The following is a 13684-nucleotide window of genomic DNA, read 5'->3' as shown; positions in this document are numbered from 1 at the left end:
GCAGGCCCGGTGGCGGAGGCTGGGGATGAGCGGTTGGAGGAAATCGTCCGCGCTCTGGACGAGGGGTTTCTGGACCTGCTGGGCTGGGACTGGGAGCAAAGGGTGATCACCTTCCCGCGCGAGGATCCGGTGATCGGCCTGCCGGACTGCCCGGTGCCGAACTGCCCGCTGGCGATCACGGTTGCGACGCGGCCGATGTGCGGGGGCTGCATGGAACGGTGGCGCACGACCGACTTTCTGCTGGACGATTTCCTGCAGATCCCGAAAGCCGTCAGCCGTGGGGTCGGTCAGCAGCCGTGCGTGGTCGACCGGTGCGAGCGGCCTCGGGTGACCGTCGCGAGGCTGCTGTGCGACAGCCATCACCGGCAGCGCGCATTGGTTCTGGGCGGGTTGGGCATGGAGGCGTTCCTGGCCCATCCGAAGGTGATCGGTCTGGCTGGCCTTGGGGAGTGCAAGGTCGCTGCGTGCTACCTGGACCGGGTCAGCCGCCAGGATCCGTACTGCCGAGCGCACCTCAATCGGCTGCGCAGAGCGCGGGCGAGGCCCGTGTTCGATGAGGCGCGGTGGCGCCGGACGGACAAGGCGATCTGCACCACCCGCGAGGTGAGCTTGCGCGGGCTGCCGGACCGGCTCGTCGCGGAGGTTCTCTACGGACTGTGGGCGCGTGTTCAGCAGGGGTACAAGACCCGCCCGGAGTGCCTGCGCCCGCTCTACGACCGGCTGCGCGCGCACCGGACCCGGACGTTGGACGCGGTGACCGATCCGGCCGGGGCGGGGTTCAGCCGGGAGCAGGTCATGATGATCCGGGCAGCGCAGACGGCGCTGCGCCGGCTGGACACGACGCCGGAGGCCGAACGTCTCAAGGACGTGTGGGACATGGCCGTCTTCGGCCATCCCGGTTCTCTGCCTTTCACGAGCATCGTTCAGGAGCCTCTGCGGGAGGCGGTGAAGGTGTGGGTGTATGACGACCTGCCCCGGCGCCGGAACAAGAAGGCCGTGCATCACATGCGCGCGGTCATCTCGGCCGTGGCCTTGCTGTCCGAGAGTCTGCGCGTGCAGCGACAGGACCGGGGGATGGTGCCTGCCGAATGGGGCCGGGGCGACATCGTCGCGTTCTCCAACCGCCTGGGCCACATGACCGCGACCGGAACGCTGAGTGCCAGGCGGCGACTGGCCTTCACCCGGTTCGTCCGCCGGGTCCTGGCACGCTTTCACACCTTGGGGCTCACCGGCCCCGGCCAGCTGCTGGAGGGGATGCCTGCGGACTTCACGATCCTTCCGGAGGACATGCCTGACGAGCCGGAGGACACCGAGGCCGGCCGGGACCTGCCCGAGGAGGTGCTGCGCCAACTGTGCGCGCATCTCGACGAGCTGGAGGTGATGAGCAACGTCGAGACGAGGGTCGCCGTCGAGCTGCTGATCGACACCGGCCGCCGTCCCGACGAGGTCCTCACCCTCGGCTACGACTGCCTCCAGCAGGACCCGGACGGTTCGTTCGTCCTGGTCTACGACAACCACAAGGCCTACCGCCTCGGCCGCCGTCTGCCGATCGGTACCGAGACCGCGGCAACCATCCGCCGTCAACAACAGCGTGCCCGGGAGCGTTTCCCGAGAACCGAGCCACGGCGGCTGGCACTTCTGCCCAGGCCGAGGACCAATCCGGAAGGCACCAAAACGTTCAAGGAGATCAGCAGTGCCCACCGGGCCTGGGTGGACTCCCTGCCGGACTTCCTCCTGCCGGCGACCACTCTCGATGCCGCAGAGCACGTCACCCGCCCTGCGTCGTTCGACAAGGCGAAGATCTTCCCTTACGCCTACCGGCACTGCTACGCCCAGCGGCACGCCGACGCCGGTGTCGCCCCGGACGTCCTCAAAGAGCTGATGGACCACCGGCTCATCACCACCACCCAGGGCTACTACCGCGTCGGCGCCGAACGGCGTCGGGAGGCCGTCGACCGCGTGACCGCCCTTCAGTTCGACCGGCACGGTCAGCGGGTGTGGCGCACAGCGAAGAGCCTGCTGGACTCCGAGCACGTCCGCCGGGCGATCGGCGAGGTCGCCACCGCCTACGGCGTCTGCCGGGAACCCTCCAACGTGGCCGCCGGCGGCCACGCCTGCCCGCTCCGCTTCCGCTGCCTGGGCTGCGAACACTTCAGCACCGACGTCTCCTACCTGCCCGACCTCGAAGCCCACCTCGCCGACCTGCTCCGCAGCCGCGAACGCCTGATGTCCGCCTTCGAGGCCGACGACTGGGCACGAACCCAGGCCATGCCCTCCGAAGAAGAGATCCGACGCGTCCGCCGCCTCATCCACCGCGTCAAGTCCGACCTCGACGACCTCACGCCCGCGGAGCGCACTCAGATCGAGCAGGCCGTCAGCCTCGTACGCCGCAGCCGCACCGTCCTGCTCGGCATGCCCCGCGTCGGCCAGCCCCTGCCCGACGTTCGACCCCCCAGGACCGCCCCGTGACGACCGCAATGAACGACGGCCGAAAGTCGGGTACCGACCGCCGACGCCAGCGGGTGACCAACGCCCTCACCACGGCGGTCGGCAACGGCTCGGCCATCACCGTGTCCGGCATCGCCCGGCAGGCCGGCGTGGACCGCACGTTCCTCTACCGCCACCGCGACCTGCTCGCCCTGATCCACATTGCCGAACGCGAGCCCGCCGCGCAGGATCCGGCGGGCACCACTACCGTCAGCCGTGCCTCGCTCCAGGCCGATCTCGCCAACGCGCAGGCACGCAACACCCGGCTCGTCACCCGCATCCAGCAGCTGGAGAAGCGCCTCTCCGTCGCGCTCGGGGAACAAGTCTGGCGAGAGGCCGGCCTGGGTGCCCCCGCCGACGTCGAGGAACTCCAGCGGACGATCACCCGCCTGGAACAGCAGTCCGTTGATCTGAAGGCGGCCCTGGAGGAGCGCGAGGCCGAACTGGCGGCGGCCCGGGAAGCCAACCGTCAGCTGACGAGAGCCCTGAACCAGCGCGAGTGACCTGGCCGTCAGCCGGAAGCCACTTCCGAGATCAGCACCCGGACACGGGTCTCGATCGCGTCGCGGATAGGGCGTACGGCATCAACGCCCTGCCCGGCGGGGTCGTCGAGCTGCCAGTCGAGGTACCGCTTGCCGGGGAAGACGGGGCAGGTGTCGCCGCACCCCATGGTGATCACGACGTCGGATGCCTGGACAGCCTCGACCGTGAGGATCTTCGGGGTCTCGGCGGAGATGTCGATGCCGACCTCCGTCATCGCCTCCACGACGGCAGGGTTGACGGCGTCCGCGGGAGCGGAGCCGACGGAGCGGACCTCGATGCGGTCTCCTGCGAGATGGGTGAGGAAGGCGGCGGCCATCTGGGAGCGGCCGGCGTTGTGGACGCAGACGAACAGCACCGACGGACGCGGCGTGGCGGAAGAGCTCATGAGCGGGGCTTTCTCGGGAGAGCGGATGGGTCAGGAGACGGCGGGTTCCGGCTCGCCGTGCGGGACGACGACTTCATCCGGGACGGGAGCAGGGCGGCCGTGGACCAGGGCGACGGCCGCCAGCCCGAGCACGGTGCCCAGCAACTGGGCCGCGATGAAGGGGGCGACGGACGTAGGGGCGATGCCGGTGAAGGTGTCGGTGAACGTCCGGCCGATGGTCACCGCCGGGTTCGCGAAGGACGTGGAGGAGGTGAACCAGTACGCGGCCCCGATGTAGGAGGCCACCGCGGCCGGGGCGAGCGCGGCGCGGCCGATCCGGCTGAGGCCGAAGATCAGCAGGATCAGCCCGGCCGTCGCGACGATCTCGCCCAGCAGCAGGTGACCGGCCAACCGGTCGTGCGCGGAGAACGTGACCAGTGGCTTGGCGAACATCGCGTCGGCCAGGACCGCCCCGCCGATCGCGCCCCCGATCTGGGCGGGTACGTACGCGGCGACGTCCCGCAGGGCCAGGCCGTCCGGATCACGACGGCCGGTGAACCAAGCAGCGAGCGTGACGGCCGGGTTGAAGTGCGCACCGGACACCGGCCCGAGCAGCAGGATGAGCACGCCCAGGCCGAAGACCGTGGCGAGGGAGTTGGCGAGCAGCTGCACACCGACATCGCGGGACAGCTCGGTGGCCTGGATGCCGGATCCGACCACCACCGCCACCAGCAGTCCGGTGCCGATCGCCTCGGCGGCGACGCGGCGGCCCAGCGGTGCGTTCACGCGGTGACTCCGGCGGGCTGCGTGGTGGTCAGGAACGCGGCGAGCTGGTCCAGGACGCCGGGCAGCACCCAGTAGTAGACCCAGGTGCCGCGGCGCTCGCAGTCGATCAGGCCGGCCTGGCGCAGCAGTTTGAGGTGGTGGGAGATCGTCGGTTGGGACAGGTCGAAGGACGGGGTCAGCTCGCACACGCACACCTCCCCGCCCTCCCCGCGGGAGGCGATCATCGACATCAGGCGCAGCCGGACCGGGTCGCCCAGGGCCTTGAAGACCTTCGCCAGATCCGCGGCCTGGTCCTCATCCAGCGGTGCGGCGGACAGGCCGGGGCAGCAGGTGGCGTCCTGGCCGATCACCTCAAGCTCTTGTTTCGACATGCCTCTATGTTGACGTTTTTCGATTCAAGGCGCAAGGTTGCATCAATGAACGTCAATACAGGCCGTTCCGGGGTTTGTCGTGCCCCGTCACCTGGGAGTGAGACATGAACGAGCAGACCACCGACCTGCGTGAAACCGTCCGCCAGCGGTACGCAGCGGCGGCCGTGAAGGTCACCGCGGGCGGCACCGCCTGTTGCGGGCCCGAGCCGGTCGAGGTCGACGAGAACTTCGGCTCCACCCTCTACGCCGCCGACGACCGCGACGCCCTGCCTGCCGAGGCCGTCGCCGCCTCGCTCGGCTGCGGCAACCCCACCGCCGTCGCCGAACTCCGCGAGGGCGAAAGGGTGTTGGACCTCGGATCCGGCGGCGGCATCGACGTCCTCCTCTCCGCCCGCCGCGTCGGCCCCACCGGCAAGGCGTACGGGCTGGACATGACCGAGGAGATGCTCGCCCTGGCCCTCGCCAACACAGCGAAGGCCGGCGCCACGAACGTCGAGTTCCTCAAGGGCACCATCGAAGCCGTCCCCCTGCCCGCGAACACCATCGACGTGGTGATCTCCAACTGCGTGATCAACCTGTCCACCGACAAGCCCTCCGTGTTCGCCGAGACCTTCCGCGTCCTCAAGCCCGGCGGCCGGATCGGCGTCTCCGACGTCGTCGCCGACGACACCCTCACGCCCGACCAGCGCGCCGAGCGCGGCGACTACGTCGGCTGCATCTCCGGCGCCCTCTCCTTCGCCGAATACCGCGCGGGTCTGGAGGCGGCAGGGTTCACCGACATCGAGATCACTGCGACCCACCCGGTCGCCGACGGCATGCACTCCGCCATCGTCCGCGCCACCAAGCCCACCACCGTCACCGGACCGGACGCCTCCGCGACAGACGACTCCTGCTGCGGCGTGACTGACTGCTGCACCCCCGCCGAGCAGGCGACCGACCCGTCCATCACTGTGAGCAAGGCCAAGAGCGCCGCAGGCTGCGGCTGCCAGGGCTGAAGACGTAACCACCGGGATGGCGCTGTCGCTCGATTCAGTGATGGCGCCACACCTGTTGCGTCCGATAGCGTCAGTCACACCGGCGCTGAGCTGCACCGAGTCGTCGAACTCCACCTCACGCCACGCTACTTACCCCAGAGAACCCGCTGTGCCAGTGGTGCATGGCCCCGGTGCAGGCGGGGTGGGGCACGGTCGTGCGCTTCGTCAGTACGCGGACCTGACGCCCACGTCCTCGCCCTCCAGGACCCGGGCGGACCGGTAGCGCAGTCAAACGGGTCAGGGGTGTCCGGCCGCAGGGTCCTACCCGGTCGGGTGAAAGCGGGGAGACGGGAGAACTTCCTCGGGCTGGGGAACGTCGCGCTGGGCATGAGACCGATCAACGAGGCGCACGTGGCGGAGCCGGGACTGGCCGTGGTGGAAGTCGCGGCCTGCGACGACCAGACCGCGTTCGCCATCCAGGCGCTGCTCGCCGGACGATGGGAAACCGCCGCAGCGGACCGTACGACGCACGAGGCCGGCGAACCAGGGGTGCGGCTGCGGTTCTTTCTGGACGCCCGCCAGAAAAGCGGAACGTCGTGCACGGACCGTACAGGGATCGTTCTGCGCCGGACGGCGAGACGGCTCATAGGCTGAAGGGCTCGGGGCACGACGCGGAGGTCCATCCGTCCCTCGAACCGTCTGGTCCGGCGCCAGCAGCTGCGGCCTGGTCACTTCTCTACCTAGAGCAAGCTGCAGATCAACAGCGAGGGCGTCCCTGGAGTCTGTCGTTGGACGACCGAGTCCTGCTGGTCACGGCGTACTGGCGCACGAACTTGACGACGACAGCTGGCACCGTTTTTCGGGATTTCCATGTCGGCCGCAGACGGGTCATCGATCACCTCGGTCCACTGTTGGCGCTGCGACAGCGACGGCGGTTCCGTAAGGACGCTGTGCTCATCGTCGACGGAACCGTGGTGCCAGCGGCATCGTCGACGTCAGCGGCGGTGACCGGCGCTGGCGAGGGGGCGGGTCTGGGCAACCTGGAAGACGGAGATGATCGCCGCCCTCGACGGCGCGGCCGCCGTCCAGCTCCAGGCCACCGTCCAAGCCGTCGCACCCCCGCGCGGGTCTGGCCCGAGGTGTGGCGGTCCTCGGCAAACGACGCGGTGGCGGACAGTGGTGCGGCTGACCCGGCTGGGTCGGCACCCGGCCGAAGTGTGACGCCGGGGCAGCATGTGTGCCGCACGTCACACGCTGTGGATGTCACGACTGGATCGGGGCCGGCTCTCTTGTCTGTGTGCGTCGGGGCACTGCGGCCCGGCGCCGCTCAGCACGCGGGGTGGTTCAGGCCCCGCGCCAGCCATGCGTCACCAGGAGGACGACCATGAACCGTGCCATAGTCCTGCTCTCCGCTTCCCTGATCGCTGCACCCTGCGCGATAGGGCTGTCCGCCGTTCCGGCGTCGGCCGCCGCGCCGGCCATCAGCGAGCCGAACCTGCCGTGCGGGACCACCGAGCCCGACATCGACCAGGTCACCCCGACCTACACCCACGTCGGCGACTCCGGCCCCGTCAACATCCGCACGGGAACAACCTCCTCATGCAGCATCATCGGCAACGTCGGGGTGGGCGAAGCCGTCAACTTCAACTGCTACGTGTGGGATGCCATCGGTCGCAGCTGGACGTTCCTGCACACCTCGGAGAACGAGCACGGATGGGTGCTCGACTCGGTCCTGCCCGGCAACGGCAGTCCCGTGCACTGCTAATGACCTGAGTCGAGGCGCCGACCTCGCGGTCCCGGACCGGGACCGGGCCCATAAATTAGGACGCCCCTCCGGGGCGACTCAGTGGTCCCCGCGCCCACGGGGTTGATCCCCTGCGCGAGAACTGCATCCCTATCGTCCTCAGCTGCTCCCCGCACCACAGGGGTTGGCCTTACTCCGTTCCCGCCACAAATAGCAATGATCGTCCAGACCTGCGTCGTTCACACCCTGAGGAACAGCTTCCGATGGGGCTCCATCCGTACGACTTCCTCACGCCTCTGGACCCCCGCAGATTCGATGCGCGGCGTTTTTCCTACTCGTTTGACACACTCGCGGTATGGGTGAGACGACGTACAGCATCGGGGAAGGCCCGGCGACGCGGGTGAGCCTGTCGCTACCGGAGGGGACCGCGGAGGCGATTCGGGCGCGGGTGGGAAAGCGGGAGTTCTCGGCGTTCATCGCCAAGGCGGTCGAGCGTGAGCTGCGGGGACAGGTCTTGGACGAGTACCTGGCGGACTATGAGAGCCGCAAAGGGCCGGTTTCCGAGCCGGCTCGTCAGCGGGCGCGGCAGGTCTTCGACGAGGTGTTCGCCGAGGAGGCCGAGTGGCCCGCCGCAGGCTGAGTCACGAGGGGACGCTGGTCCTCGACAGTGAGGGGCTCTCGAAGCTGCTCGTTGACGACGAGCGGTGGTGGCTTTGATCGCGGGGCGCGCTCGCGTGGCATGGAGGTCGTGATCAGTGCGCTCACCATCATCGAAGTCGTCCACGTCCGTACGAACAAGTCCCGCCTGAACTGGGTGCTTTCAGGGCTGCGGGTCGTCCCGGTCGGTGACGAGAAGGCGAGGGCGGCCTCGAAGTTGCTGATGAATGCCGGGTTGCACGCACACAAGTACGCGATCGATGCAGCCGTCGCCGAGGCCTCGCTGCGACAGCACCGGCCCGTGGTCATGCTGACTTCCGACATTGACGACATGGCCAAGCTGTGCGGCGATCGCGTCCGGCTCGTGGCGGTGTAATTTCTCCTGGTCCGCTTTCTACCTTTCGGCGGTTAGTCAGCGAGGGACTCTGTCAGGAAGCTTGAGGGGACTATCCCCGCACGCGCGGGGTTGGTCCCCACCATGTACCGGCCGAGTCCTGGACGACGTCCCGCTCCCCGCACCCGCGGAGTTGGCCCCTCGTTAGTACTCGGTGCCCACCGCCTGGTCTGTGAACCATGATGAGGAGATGACTGCCAGCTCACGTGCTCATTCGTTCAACTCGGCGGCCGTCCAGTACGAGGCGAGCCGCCCGTCGTATCCGGCCGCGCTTTTCGACGCCGTTGAGAAGTTCCTGAGCCGTCCGCTGGCGGGTGTCCGCGTCGCGGACATCGGTGCGGGCACCGGAATTGCGACCAGGCTCCTGTGTGAGCGGGGAGCTGACGTGATCGCCGTCGAGCCCGGTGACGCGATGGCCGTCGGGTTTCGTCAGGTGCTCCCGGATGTGCCAGTCGTCCGGGGTGACGGTAATGCCCTGCCGCTTGCCGATTCCTCGCAGGACCTCATCACGTACGCGCAGTCATGGCAGTGGACCGATACCAGCCGTTCTGTCCCGGAAGCGCAGCGTGTTCTGTGTTCGGGTGGCGCGCTGGCAATCTGGTGGAACACCACCGCCTTCGACGTACCGTGGATCCGTGCCCAGCACGAGCGCATCGCGCACCACTGTGGAGTTCCCGGGCGTTCTGCGGTGCGTCCCGACGACAACGAAGCCATCCGGCTTGCGGGGCTGAGCGGACTGCGGGTCACGCGCCAACAGATCCGCTGGCAGCGCAGTGTCTCTCTCGACACACACCTCGCCAATATCAGCAGTCGCTCGGCGTTCCTTGTCCTCGGCCAGGCCGCAAACCGTGCCTTTCTTGCCGAGGAGCGCAGGCGACTGCGGGAGGCTTTCCCTGCTGAGGTGGTGGAAGAGATCTACATCGTTGATCTACTGGTAGCCGCCCGTCCGTGATGTCTACCTGACCGTCAGGCCGCCCTGAGGCCGGTAGCACTACTGAGAATGTCGAGTTGTAGTCGGGTAGTGACGGTTCAGTCCGCAACATCAGCTCCGGCACTGCCTGATAGCCTGCGATCTTCGCCGGTCACCCGGACGGAGTCCCCCGGCGGGTCGCCATGTCACACCATCAGCAGCTCATGACAGCCCTCGATGCACTGGACCGCGCTTTTGCCTCTGAAGAGCCGTTCCCTATCGTCGGTTGCACGTACTGCTACGGCGAGGAGGGACTCGCCGAACTCTCCAGGCCACTGCACCTCATACCCGACGACATGGTGTCCGCGGCCGCCGGAGAGGTGCCCAGTCACTGGGACGACTTCCCGCGTCTCTACCGCCGTCTCGTCCCGCGCATCATCCGCCCCCTTGTCGCTGGTGAGTTCCACGTCTCCGAGGAGCTGATCGCCACCCGCCTGGTCGAGGCAGGCTGGAGCACCTGGGACGCGCCCCTGGCCGACGCTCTTCGCAATGTCTGGACCGCATGGTGGCAGGCCACATTGCACACCCACCCCAGCCCAGTGTCCATCAGGGACACCCTCGGCCTCATCACCGTCGCCACCGACAGCCTGCGCCCCTGGCTGGACATATGGACCGCCACCCGGACCCCGGCCGCCGACGCGCACTTGGCGGACCTGATGGTCGACGTGCTGTTCGAGTACGAGATCACCGACCTGAGCCTGGGGTTCCACAGTGAGTACCACGCCACGGCGGAGCTGGTGGGATGGCTCCTCACCGATGTGCGCGACCGTGTCACCGACTCCCGTCTCGACGACCCGGACTTCATTCATCACCTCCAGCAGCTGATCAGTGCTGCAGCTGACGTCTCAACCGACGCGGTTCACAAGAACGACTACTGAGCTCTTGGGGTTGTTGTCGGCTGGTCGGTGAGTGTGAGACATTGCTGTCTTTCCGGGCTTGAGGAGTGCGTTTCCGCTGGTCGGGCATAGGATCGGCGATCCCGTGGGAGTTGTGGCCTGTCGTGCTGTCGCTCCCCGGGAGGTCGTGGAATTGATCGATGAGCTGGGCTACATGGAGCTGGACTGCAGTGGTGCTGAGCTGCTGTTCCAGGTGCTGACGGAGCGCGAGGAGAAGAACAGCGTCGCGATCGCCTCGAACGAGTCGTTCGGCGCGTGGACCAAGACGTTCACCGACCCCCGGCTCTGCGCGGCCATCGTCGACCGCCTCACTTTCGGCGACACCATCATCGAGACCGGCACCGAGTCCTACCGGCTCGCCAGCACCCGGGCCGCTGCCCATGCCCTGACCGCTACAGGTATGTGACGCCATGCATACGCTGCCCGACGGCGATGGACTCGCCGGAGATCACGGCCAGCGGGGACAGGAGGAACGTCACCACTGAGGCGATCTGTTGCGGGCTGGATTCGCCGGCCCGACCGATCTCGACATCCGGTGACGGGTGGTCGGAGACGATGCCGGGGTTGACAGCGTTGACCGTGACGCCAGTGCCGCTCAGGCTGTCAGCGATGTTCTTCGCTGCGAGGATCATCGCCGCGTTCCGGAGCGAGCCTGTGACGTTGCCGGTCTGGAACGCGTTTTGACCACTGATGCCCACGACGCGACCGAAGCCTGCGGCGCGCATGTGCGGGGTGACGGCGTTCGCGACCCGCAAGAACGACATCGCTTTCGCATCGATCGCGTCGAGCACCTGCGCTGGATCGTCGCTGCGGTCCGGATCAAGCGTCAGCGCGCTCGGAGCAGCTGCAACGACAAGCCCATCGATGCGTCCATGCTGTTCCACCAGCTGGCCCACCGCGGCGTCAACTGAATCGGGATCGCGCGCGTCGAGGAGGATCCCGTCGTCGCCTGGATGACGGGATGCGACGACCACCGTTGCCTGCTCGGCACGCAGGTGGTCCACGATCGCTGAGCCGACGTATCCGGTTCCGCCAAGTACGAGCACGACCCGTTGGTCAAGAAGAAGATCCATGATCATCATTATCCACCGAGGACGTGGTCAACCTGCCATCGCGGCCTCCGCCACCGTCGACACTCAGTCCCATCGGGCTGCCCGATCCGACCGGGCCAGACCTGAGCGCGGGACGGTCACCCAACTAGGGTCAGCCACCCATCAGCGTTGCCAGTTCTCATCGACATTTCCGAGCCGAATGATCGCTAAGTGCTGCCCAAACCCGTCGACAAACGTTGCCCGCTCTCGCTTACGAAACCAGTCCTGCTTGCGGCAGAAGCGGGGCGGGCGGCCACCCGGACAGGGGGCCGCCCGCGCGTTGTCACAAGCCGAGGTAGAAGCGCAGGGTCGTGCCGTCGTCACCGGTGTGCACGCGCACCAGGTCGGTCACGTAGTGGACCAGCATCAGGCCCCGGCCGCCCAGTTGACCGCGCTCCGGCGGTCGGCGGCCGGCCAGCGGATCGGTCAGCCGACCCGCATCGCGGACCTCACACACCAGCTGCCCCTGCTCGGTCCAGACGGCGAGGGTCCCGCGGCCTCCGCCGTGGACCACGCTGTTGGTCGTCAGTTCCGCGACCGCCAGCTCCACATCCATCAGCCGCTCCCCCGCCAGGCCCAGCCGCGTCGCCTGAGCGAGAGCAAAGTGGCGGGCCGCCGGAAGGTCCTCAGCACCGTAGGAGAAGGCTGCGGCGTCCGGTGCAGGCACAAGGTCCTGGTTGTAGCGGTCGACGACCGCCTGCCAGTCGTAGACGCCGCTGACCGACTCACGTCCATCCCCGCTAATGAGGGTCGGGTGGGTAACCCGCGCATCGGCGATCACGTCAGGGTCCAGCCGCACCTCGTCGTAAGGGCACAGGATCGTCACCGCCCGGCCCTCGAACGCGGCGTTGATCAGCGCCTCGTGCTGCGCGCACGCCGGGTACTCCACCGCGCTGCGCCCGGCCCAGATCGGCTCGCCGATGATCCGCACACGCCCCTTCAAGTGGGCGTCGGCGAATCCGCGCAGCACCTTGGGGATGATCCGCCCCGGGTTGCGGCCGGCCTCGGTCATGTCCAGGAACAGAATGCCCTCACCGTCCCCGCCCAGCCCTGCCTTGATCAGTTCCAGGTTGGGGCCGGGCACCGCCACGGCCATCGGCTCGCCCTTGGTCAGCCCCTCACGCAGGAAGGCCACCGTCTGCTGCGTGTACTCCTGCTCGGTGCGGTAGAACAGGGCAGGGTGCACGAACTCTTCGTAGGTGGTCGCCGTGCTCATCACGCAGCCACCTCGATCCGGTCCAGGCCCGGCCAGAACATCTCCAAAACCCGCGGCAGCTGTGGCGGGGGATTCTCGACCACAATTCTCCCCTCCGGCAGGCTCGTGGCGGTGACCGCCAGCGCGGTTACCCCGGCCACGTCGACGAACGCCACATCCGACAGCTCCACGTACGACACATCCGCGTGCCGCCGGGCCAGCTCGGACAGGGCCTGCTCCCACGACGGGCGAGTGAGGACGCTGATCTCACCGCAGGCACGTATCCCGGAACGACCGGGCAACGGGCTCACCTCCAACCGGGTCCTCCCCAGCGCCGCCCGGGGCCCGCCCACCGCATGTGGGCCATCCACGCTCGGATTCCTCCACATCAAACCGCCTGCCACCGTCTTGGCGCGGGCAGAGGAAATAGCCCCACCCGACGGGGCAGTCTATCCAGGCGACGGAACGCCGAGTTCTGTAGCAGGTGGTGACTCGCCCCCGTGGGGCTGGGATGCAAGCCCCCGCGGCTGCACACCAGCCAAGAGACTGGCACGGGTGACGTCAATCTCCTGAGGGCCGGAGGCGCCCACGGGCGCGAGGACCGACCAGCAGGAGCCCCGCGCCGACGAAACGCGCAGGGTCCTCCTGCCCATCCGCCCCCACCGACGAGGGCGGCAGTGGCCTCTCCACTGTCTCAGCCCTCCGCCTGCCAGCTCCCAGTCTCCGCCGAACTCGTCCCTAGAGCGCAGACCACTTTGCCCGCACGAGATATTCCGGTTCATCCATCCCCGCAGAGGCCCAACAGGACTACGTCGAGCGGGACTTCAGGCAGCGGCACTCACCCCTGACCGACCGTCCGTCCAGCTCGATGGTCTTTCAACCTGGCGCCGACCAAGATTCCCGACTGTGGGGATGAGGCTGCACCGCTCGGGGATCTGGCCCAATCCCCGACTGATGCTTCGGTTGCCCTCACTCTGATCGTCGCTGGAGTGAAGAACATCGCGGCCGGCCTCCGCCGCAACGCCCGCGACCCTCGCCTCCCCCTCGTACTCCTCGGTCTCGGATGATCACGAACCGGACGTCATGCGACCAGGCCGAAGAAGCCCTGGGACCGGAGGGGGCTTTCAACTGTTGCGTAATTCATCAGTGAATCTCAGCTTTTCTGATCTGTTATTTTGATCGTGTGAAGCTTTCCGAGTGGGCGTCGCGCAA

General features: G+C 67.9%; 14 protein-coding genes and 3 pseudogenes. 11 read left to right on the top strand and 6 right to left on the bottom strand.

The window, feature by feature from the left end:
- Nucleotides 1–33: 33 nt before the first annotated feature.
- Nucleotides 34–2469, top strand: coding sequence for a tyrosine-type recombinase/integrase (locus ACIRB1_RS44330; RefSeq protein WP_403469667.1), 2436 nt, complete (start codon nucleotides 34–36; stop codon nucleotides 2467–2469).
- Nucleotides 2466–2990, top strand: a complete 525-nt coding sequence (locus tag ACIRB1_RS44325) for a DUF6262 family protein (protein ID WP_403469666.1) — start codon at nucleotides 2466–2468, stop codon at nucleotides 2988–2990. The genes ACIRB1_RS44330 and ACIRB1_RS44325 overlap by 4 nt, the downstream gene beginning before the upstream one ends.
- A gap of 8 nt (nucleotides 2991–2998) precedes the next feature.
- Here the strand turns inward: ACIRB1_RS44325 and ACIRB1_RS44320 are convergent, their stop codons facing one another.
- From ACIRB1_RS44320 to ACIRB1_RS44310, 3 genes are read right to left on the bottom strand one after another with little or no spacing between them, the layout of a single operon-like run.
- On the bottom strand, nucleotides 2999–3415 hold the full coding sequence (locus tag ACIRB1_RS44320; protein WP_403469665.1) for an arsenate reductase ArsC: 417 nt from the start codon (nucleotides 3413–3415) through the stop codon (nucleotides 2999–3001).
- Nucleotides 3416–3445: 30 nt separating this feature from the next.
- Entirely contained in the window at nucleotides 3446–4180 is a 735-nt protein-coding gene (locus ACIRB1_RS44315) for an aquaporin (RefSeq protein ID WP_403469664.1), read from the bottom strand.
- The gene (locus ACIRB1_RS44310; RefSeq protein ID WP_403469663.1) at nucleotides 4177–4551 is read right to left on the bottom strand and encodes an ArsR/SmtB family transcription factor; all 375 of its coding nucleotides are present in this window, start codon (nucleotides 4549–4551) and stop codon (nucleotides 4177–4179) included. The genes ACIRB1_RS44315 and ACIRB1_RS44310 overlap by 4 nt, the downstream gene beginning before the upstream one ends.
- A 104-nt stretch (nucleotides 4552–4655) precedes the next feature.
- Between ACIRB1_RS44310 and arsM the strand changes: the two genes are divergently transcribed.
- From arsM to ACIRB1_RS44265, 9 genes and pseudogenes are all read left to right on the top strand, one after another.
- On the top strand, nucleotides 4656–5546 hold the full coding sequence (gene arsM / locus ACIRB1_RS44305) for an arsenite methyltransferase (RefSeq protein ID WP_403469662.1): 891 nt from the start codon (nucleotides 4656–4658) through the stop codon (nucleotides 5544–5546).
- A gap of 366 nt (nucleotides 5547–5912) precedes the next feature.
- Nucleotides 5913–6179 carry a DUF6207 family protein gene (locus tag ACIRB1_RS44300; RefSeq protein ID WP_403469661.1) on the top strand — a complete coding sequence of 89 codons (267 nt, stop codon included), beginning with the start codon at nucleotides 5913–5915 and terminating at the stop codon, nucleotides 6177–6179.
- A 104-nt stretch (nucleotides 6180–6283) separates the two neighbouring features.
- Nucleotides 6284–6529: pseudogene (locus ACIRB1_RS44295) on the top strand (transposase family protein); the annotation flags it as partial.
- 380 nt (nucleotides 6530–6909) lie between these two features.
- Complete coding sequence (locus ACIRB1_RS44290) at nucleotides 6910–7290, top strand: hypothetical protein (RefSeq protein ID WP_403469660.1); 381 nt, start codon at nucleotides 6910–6912, stop codon at nucleotides 7288–7290.
- Between the two features lie 334 nt (nucleotides 7291–7624).
- On the top strand, nucleotides 7625–7909 hold the full coding sequence (locus ACIRB1_RS44285) for a hypothetical protein (RefSeq protein WP_403469659.1): 285 nt from the start codon (nucleotides 7625–7627) through the stop codon (nucleotides 7907–7909).
- A pseudogene (locus tag ACIRB1_RS44280) lies at nucleotides 7891–8302 on the top strand (DNA-binding protein). Before ACIRB1_RS44285 ends, ACIRB1_RS44280 begins: the two are co-directional and overlap by 19 nt.
- A gap of 208 nt (nucleotides 8303–8510) precedes the next feature.
- Entirely contained in the window at nucleotides 8511–9272 is a 762-nt protein-coding gene (locus ACIRB1_RS44275) for a class I SAM-dependent methyltransferase (protein ID WP_403469658.1), read from the top strand.
- 161 nt (nucleotides 9273–9433) lie between these two features.
- Entirely contained in the window at nucleotides 9434–10168 is a 735-nt protein-coding gene (locus ACIRB1_RS44270; RefSeq protein ID WP_403469657.1) for a hypothetical protein, read from the top strand.
- A 151-nt stretch (nucleotides 10169–10319) separates the two neighbouring features.
- Nucleotides 10320–10592: pseudogene (locus ACIRB1_RS44265) on the top strand (ATP-binding protein); the annotation flags it as partial.
- Here the strand turns inward: ACIRB1_RS44265 and ACIRB1_RS44260 are convergent.
- The 3 genes from ACIRB1_RS44260 to ACIRB1_RS44250 all read right to left on the bottom strand — a co-directional run bounded on the left by ACIRB1_RS44260 (nucleotide 10579) and on the right by ACIRB1_RS44250 (nucleotide 12861).
- Nucleotides 10579–11259, bottom strand: a complete 681-nt coding sequence (locus ACIRB1_RS44260; RefSeq protein ID WP_403469656.1) for an SDR family NAD(P)-dependent oxidoreductase — start codon at nucleotides 11257–11259, stop codon at nucleotides 10579–10581. The pseudogene ACIRB1_RS44265 and the gene ACIRB1_RS44260 sit on opposite strands and share 14 nt — an antisense overlap.
- Nucleotides 11260–11560: 301 nt before the next feature.
- Nucleotides 11561–12493 carry an anti-sigma factor RsbA family regulatory protein gene (locus ACIRB1_RS44255; RefSeq protein ID WP_403469655.1) on the bottom strand — a complete coding sequence of 311 codons (933 nt, stop codon included), beginning with the start codon at nucleotides 12491–12493 and terminating at the stop codon, nucleotides 11561–11563.
- Nucleotides 12493–12861, bottom strand: a complete 369-nt coding sequence (locus tag ACIRB1_RS44250) for an STAS domain-containing protein (RefSeq protein ID WP_403469725.1) — start codon at nucleotides 12859–12861, stop codon at nucleotides 12493–12495. Before ACIRB1_RS44250 ends, ACIRB1_RS44255 begins: the two co-directional genes overlap by 1 nt.
- Nucleotides 12862–13684: the final 823 nt, after the last annotated feature.

It is taken from the genome of Streptomyces sp. NPDC096013, assembly GCF_044763565.1.
Classification (GTDB): domain Bacteria; phylum Actinomycetota; class Actinomycetes; order Streptomycetales; family Streptomycetaceae; genus Streptomyces.
This window is presented reverse-complemented; position numbering and strand designations above follow the sequence as displayed.

Coding starts and splice junctions, on each gene's coding strand:
- ACIRB1_RS44320 (WP_403469665.1), bottom strand. CDS start 3,415: ATGAGCTCTTCCGCCACGCCGCGTCCGTCGGTGCTGTTCGTCTGCGTC.
- ACIRB1_RS44310 (WP_403469663.1), bottom strand. CDS start 4,551: ATGTCGAAACAAGAGCTTGAGGTGATCGGCCAGGACGCCACCTGCTGC.
- arsM (WP_403469662.1), top strand. CDS start 4,656: ATGAACGAGCAGACCACCGACCTGCGTGAAACCGTCCGCCAGCGGTAC.
- ACIRB1_RS44300 (WP_403469661.1), top strand. CDS start 5,913: ATGAGACCGATCAACGAGGCGCACGTGGCGGAGCCGGGACTGGCCGTG.
- ACIRB1_RS44290 (WP_403469660.1), top strand. CDS start 6,910: ATGAACCGTGCCATAGTCCTGCTCTCCGCTTCCCTGATCGCTGCACCC.
- ACIRB1_RS44285 (WP_403469659.1), top strand. CDS start 7,625: ATGGGTGAGACGACGTACAGCATCGGGGAAGGCCCGGCGACGCGGGTG.
- ACIRB1_RS44275 (WP_403469658.1), top strand. CDS start 8,511: ATGACTGCCAGCTCACGTGCTCATTCGTTCAACTCGGCGGCCGTCCAG.
- ACIRB1_RS44270 (WP_403469657.1), top strand. CDS start 9,434: ATGTCACACCATCAGCAGCTCATGACAGCCCTCGATGCACTGGACCGC.
- ACIRB1_RS44260 (WP_403469656.1), bottom strand. CDS start 11,259: ATGGATCTTCTTCTTGACCAACGGGTCGTGCTCGTACTTGGCGGAACC.
- ACIRB1_RS44255 (WP_403469655.1), bottom strand. CDS start 12,493: ATGAGCACGGCGACCACCTACGAAGAGTTCGTGCACCCTGCCCTGTTC.
- ACIRB1_RS44250 (WP_403469725.1), bottom strand. CDS start 12,861: ATGTGGAGGAATCCGAGCGTGGATGGCCCACATGCGGTGGGCGGGCCC.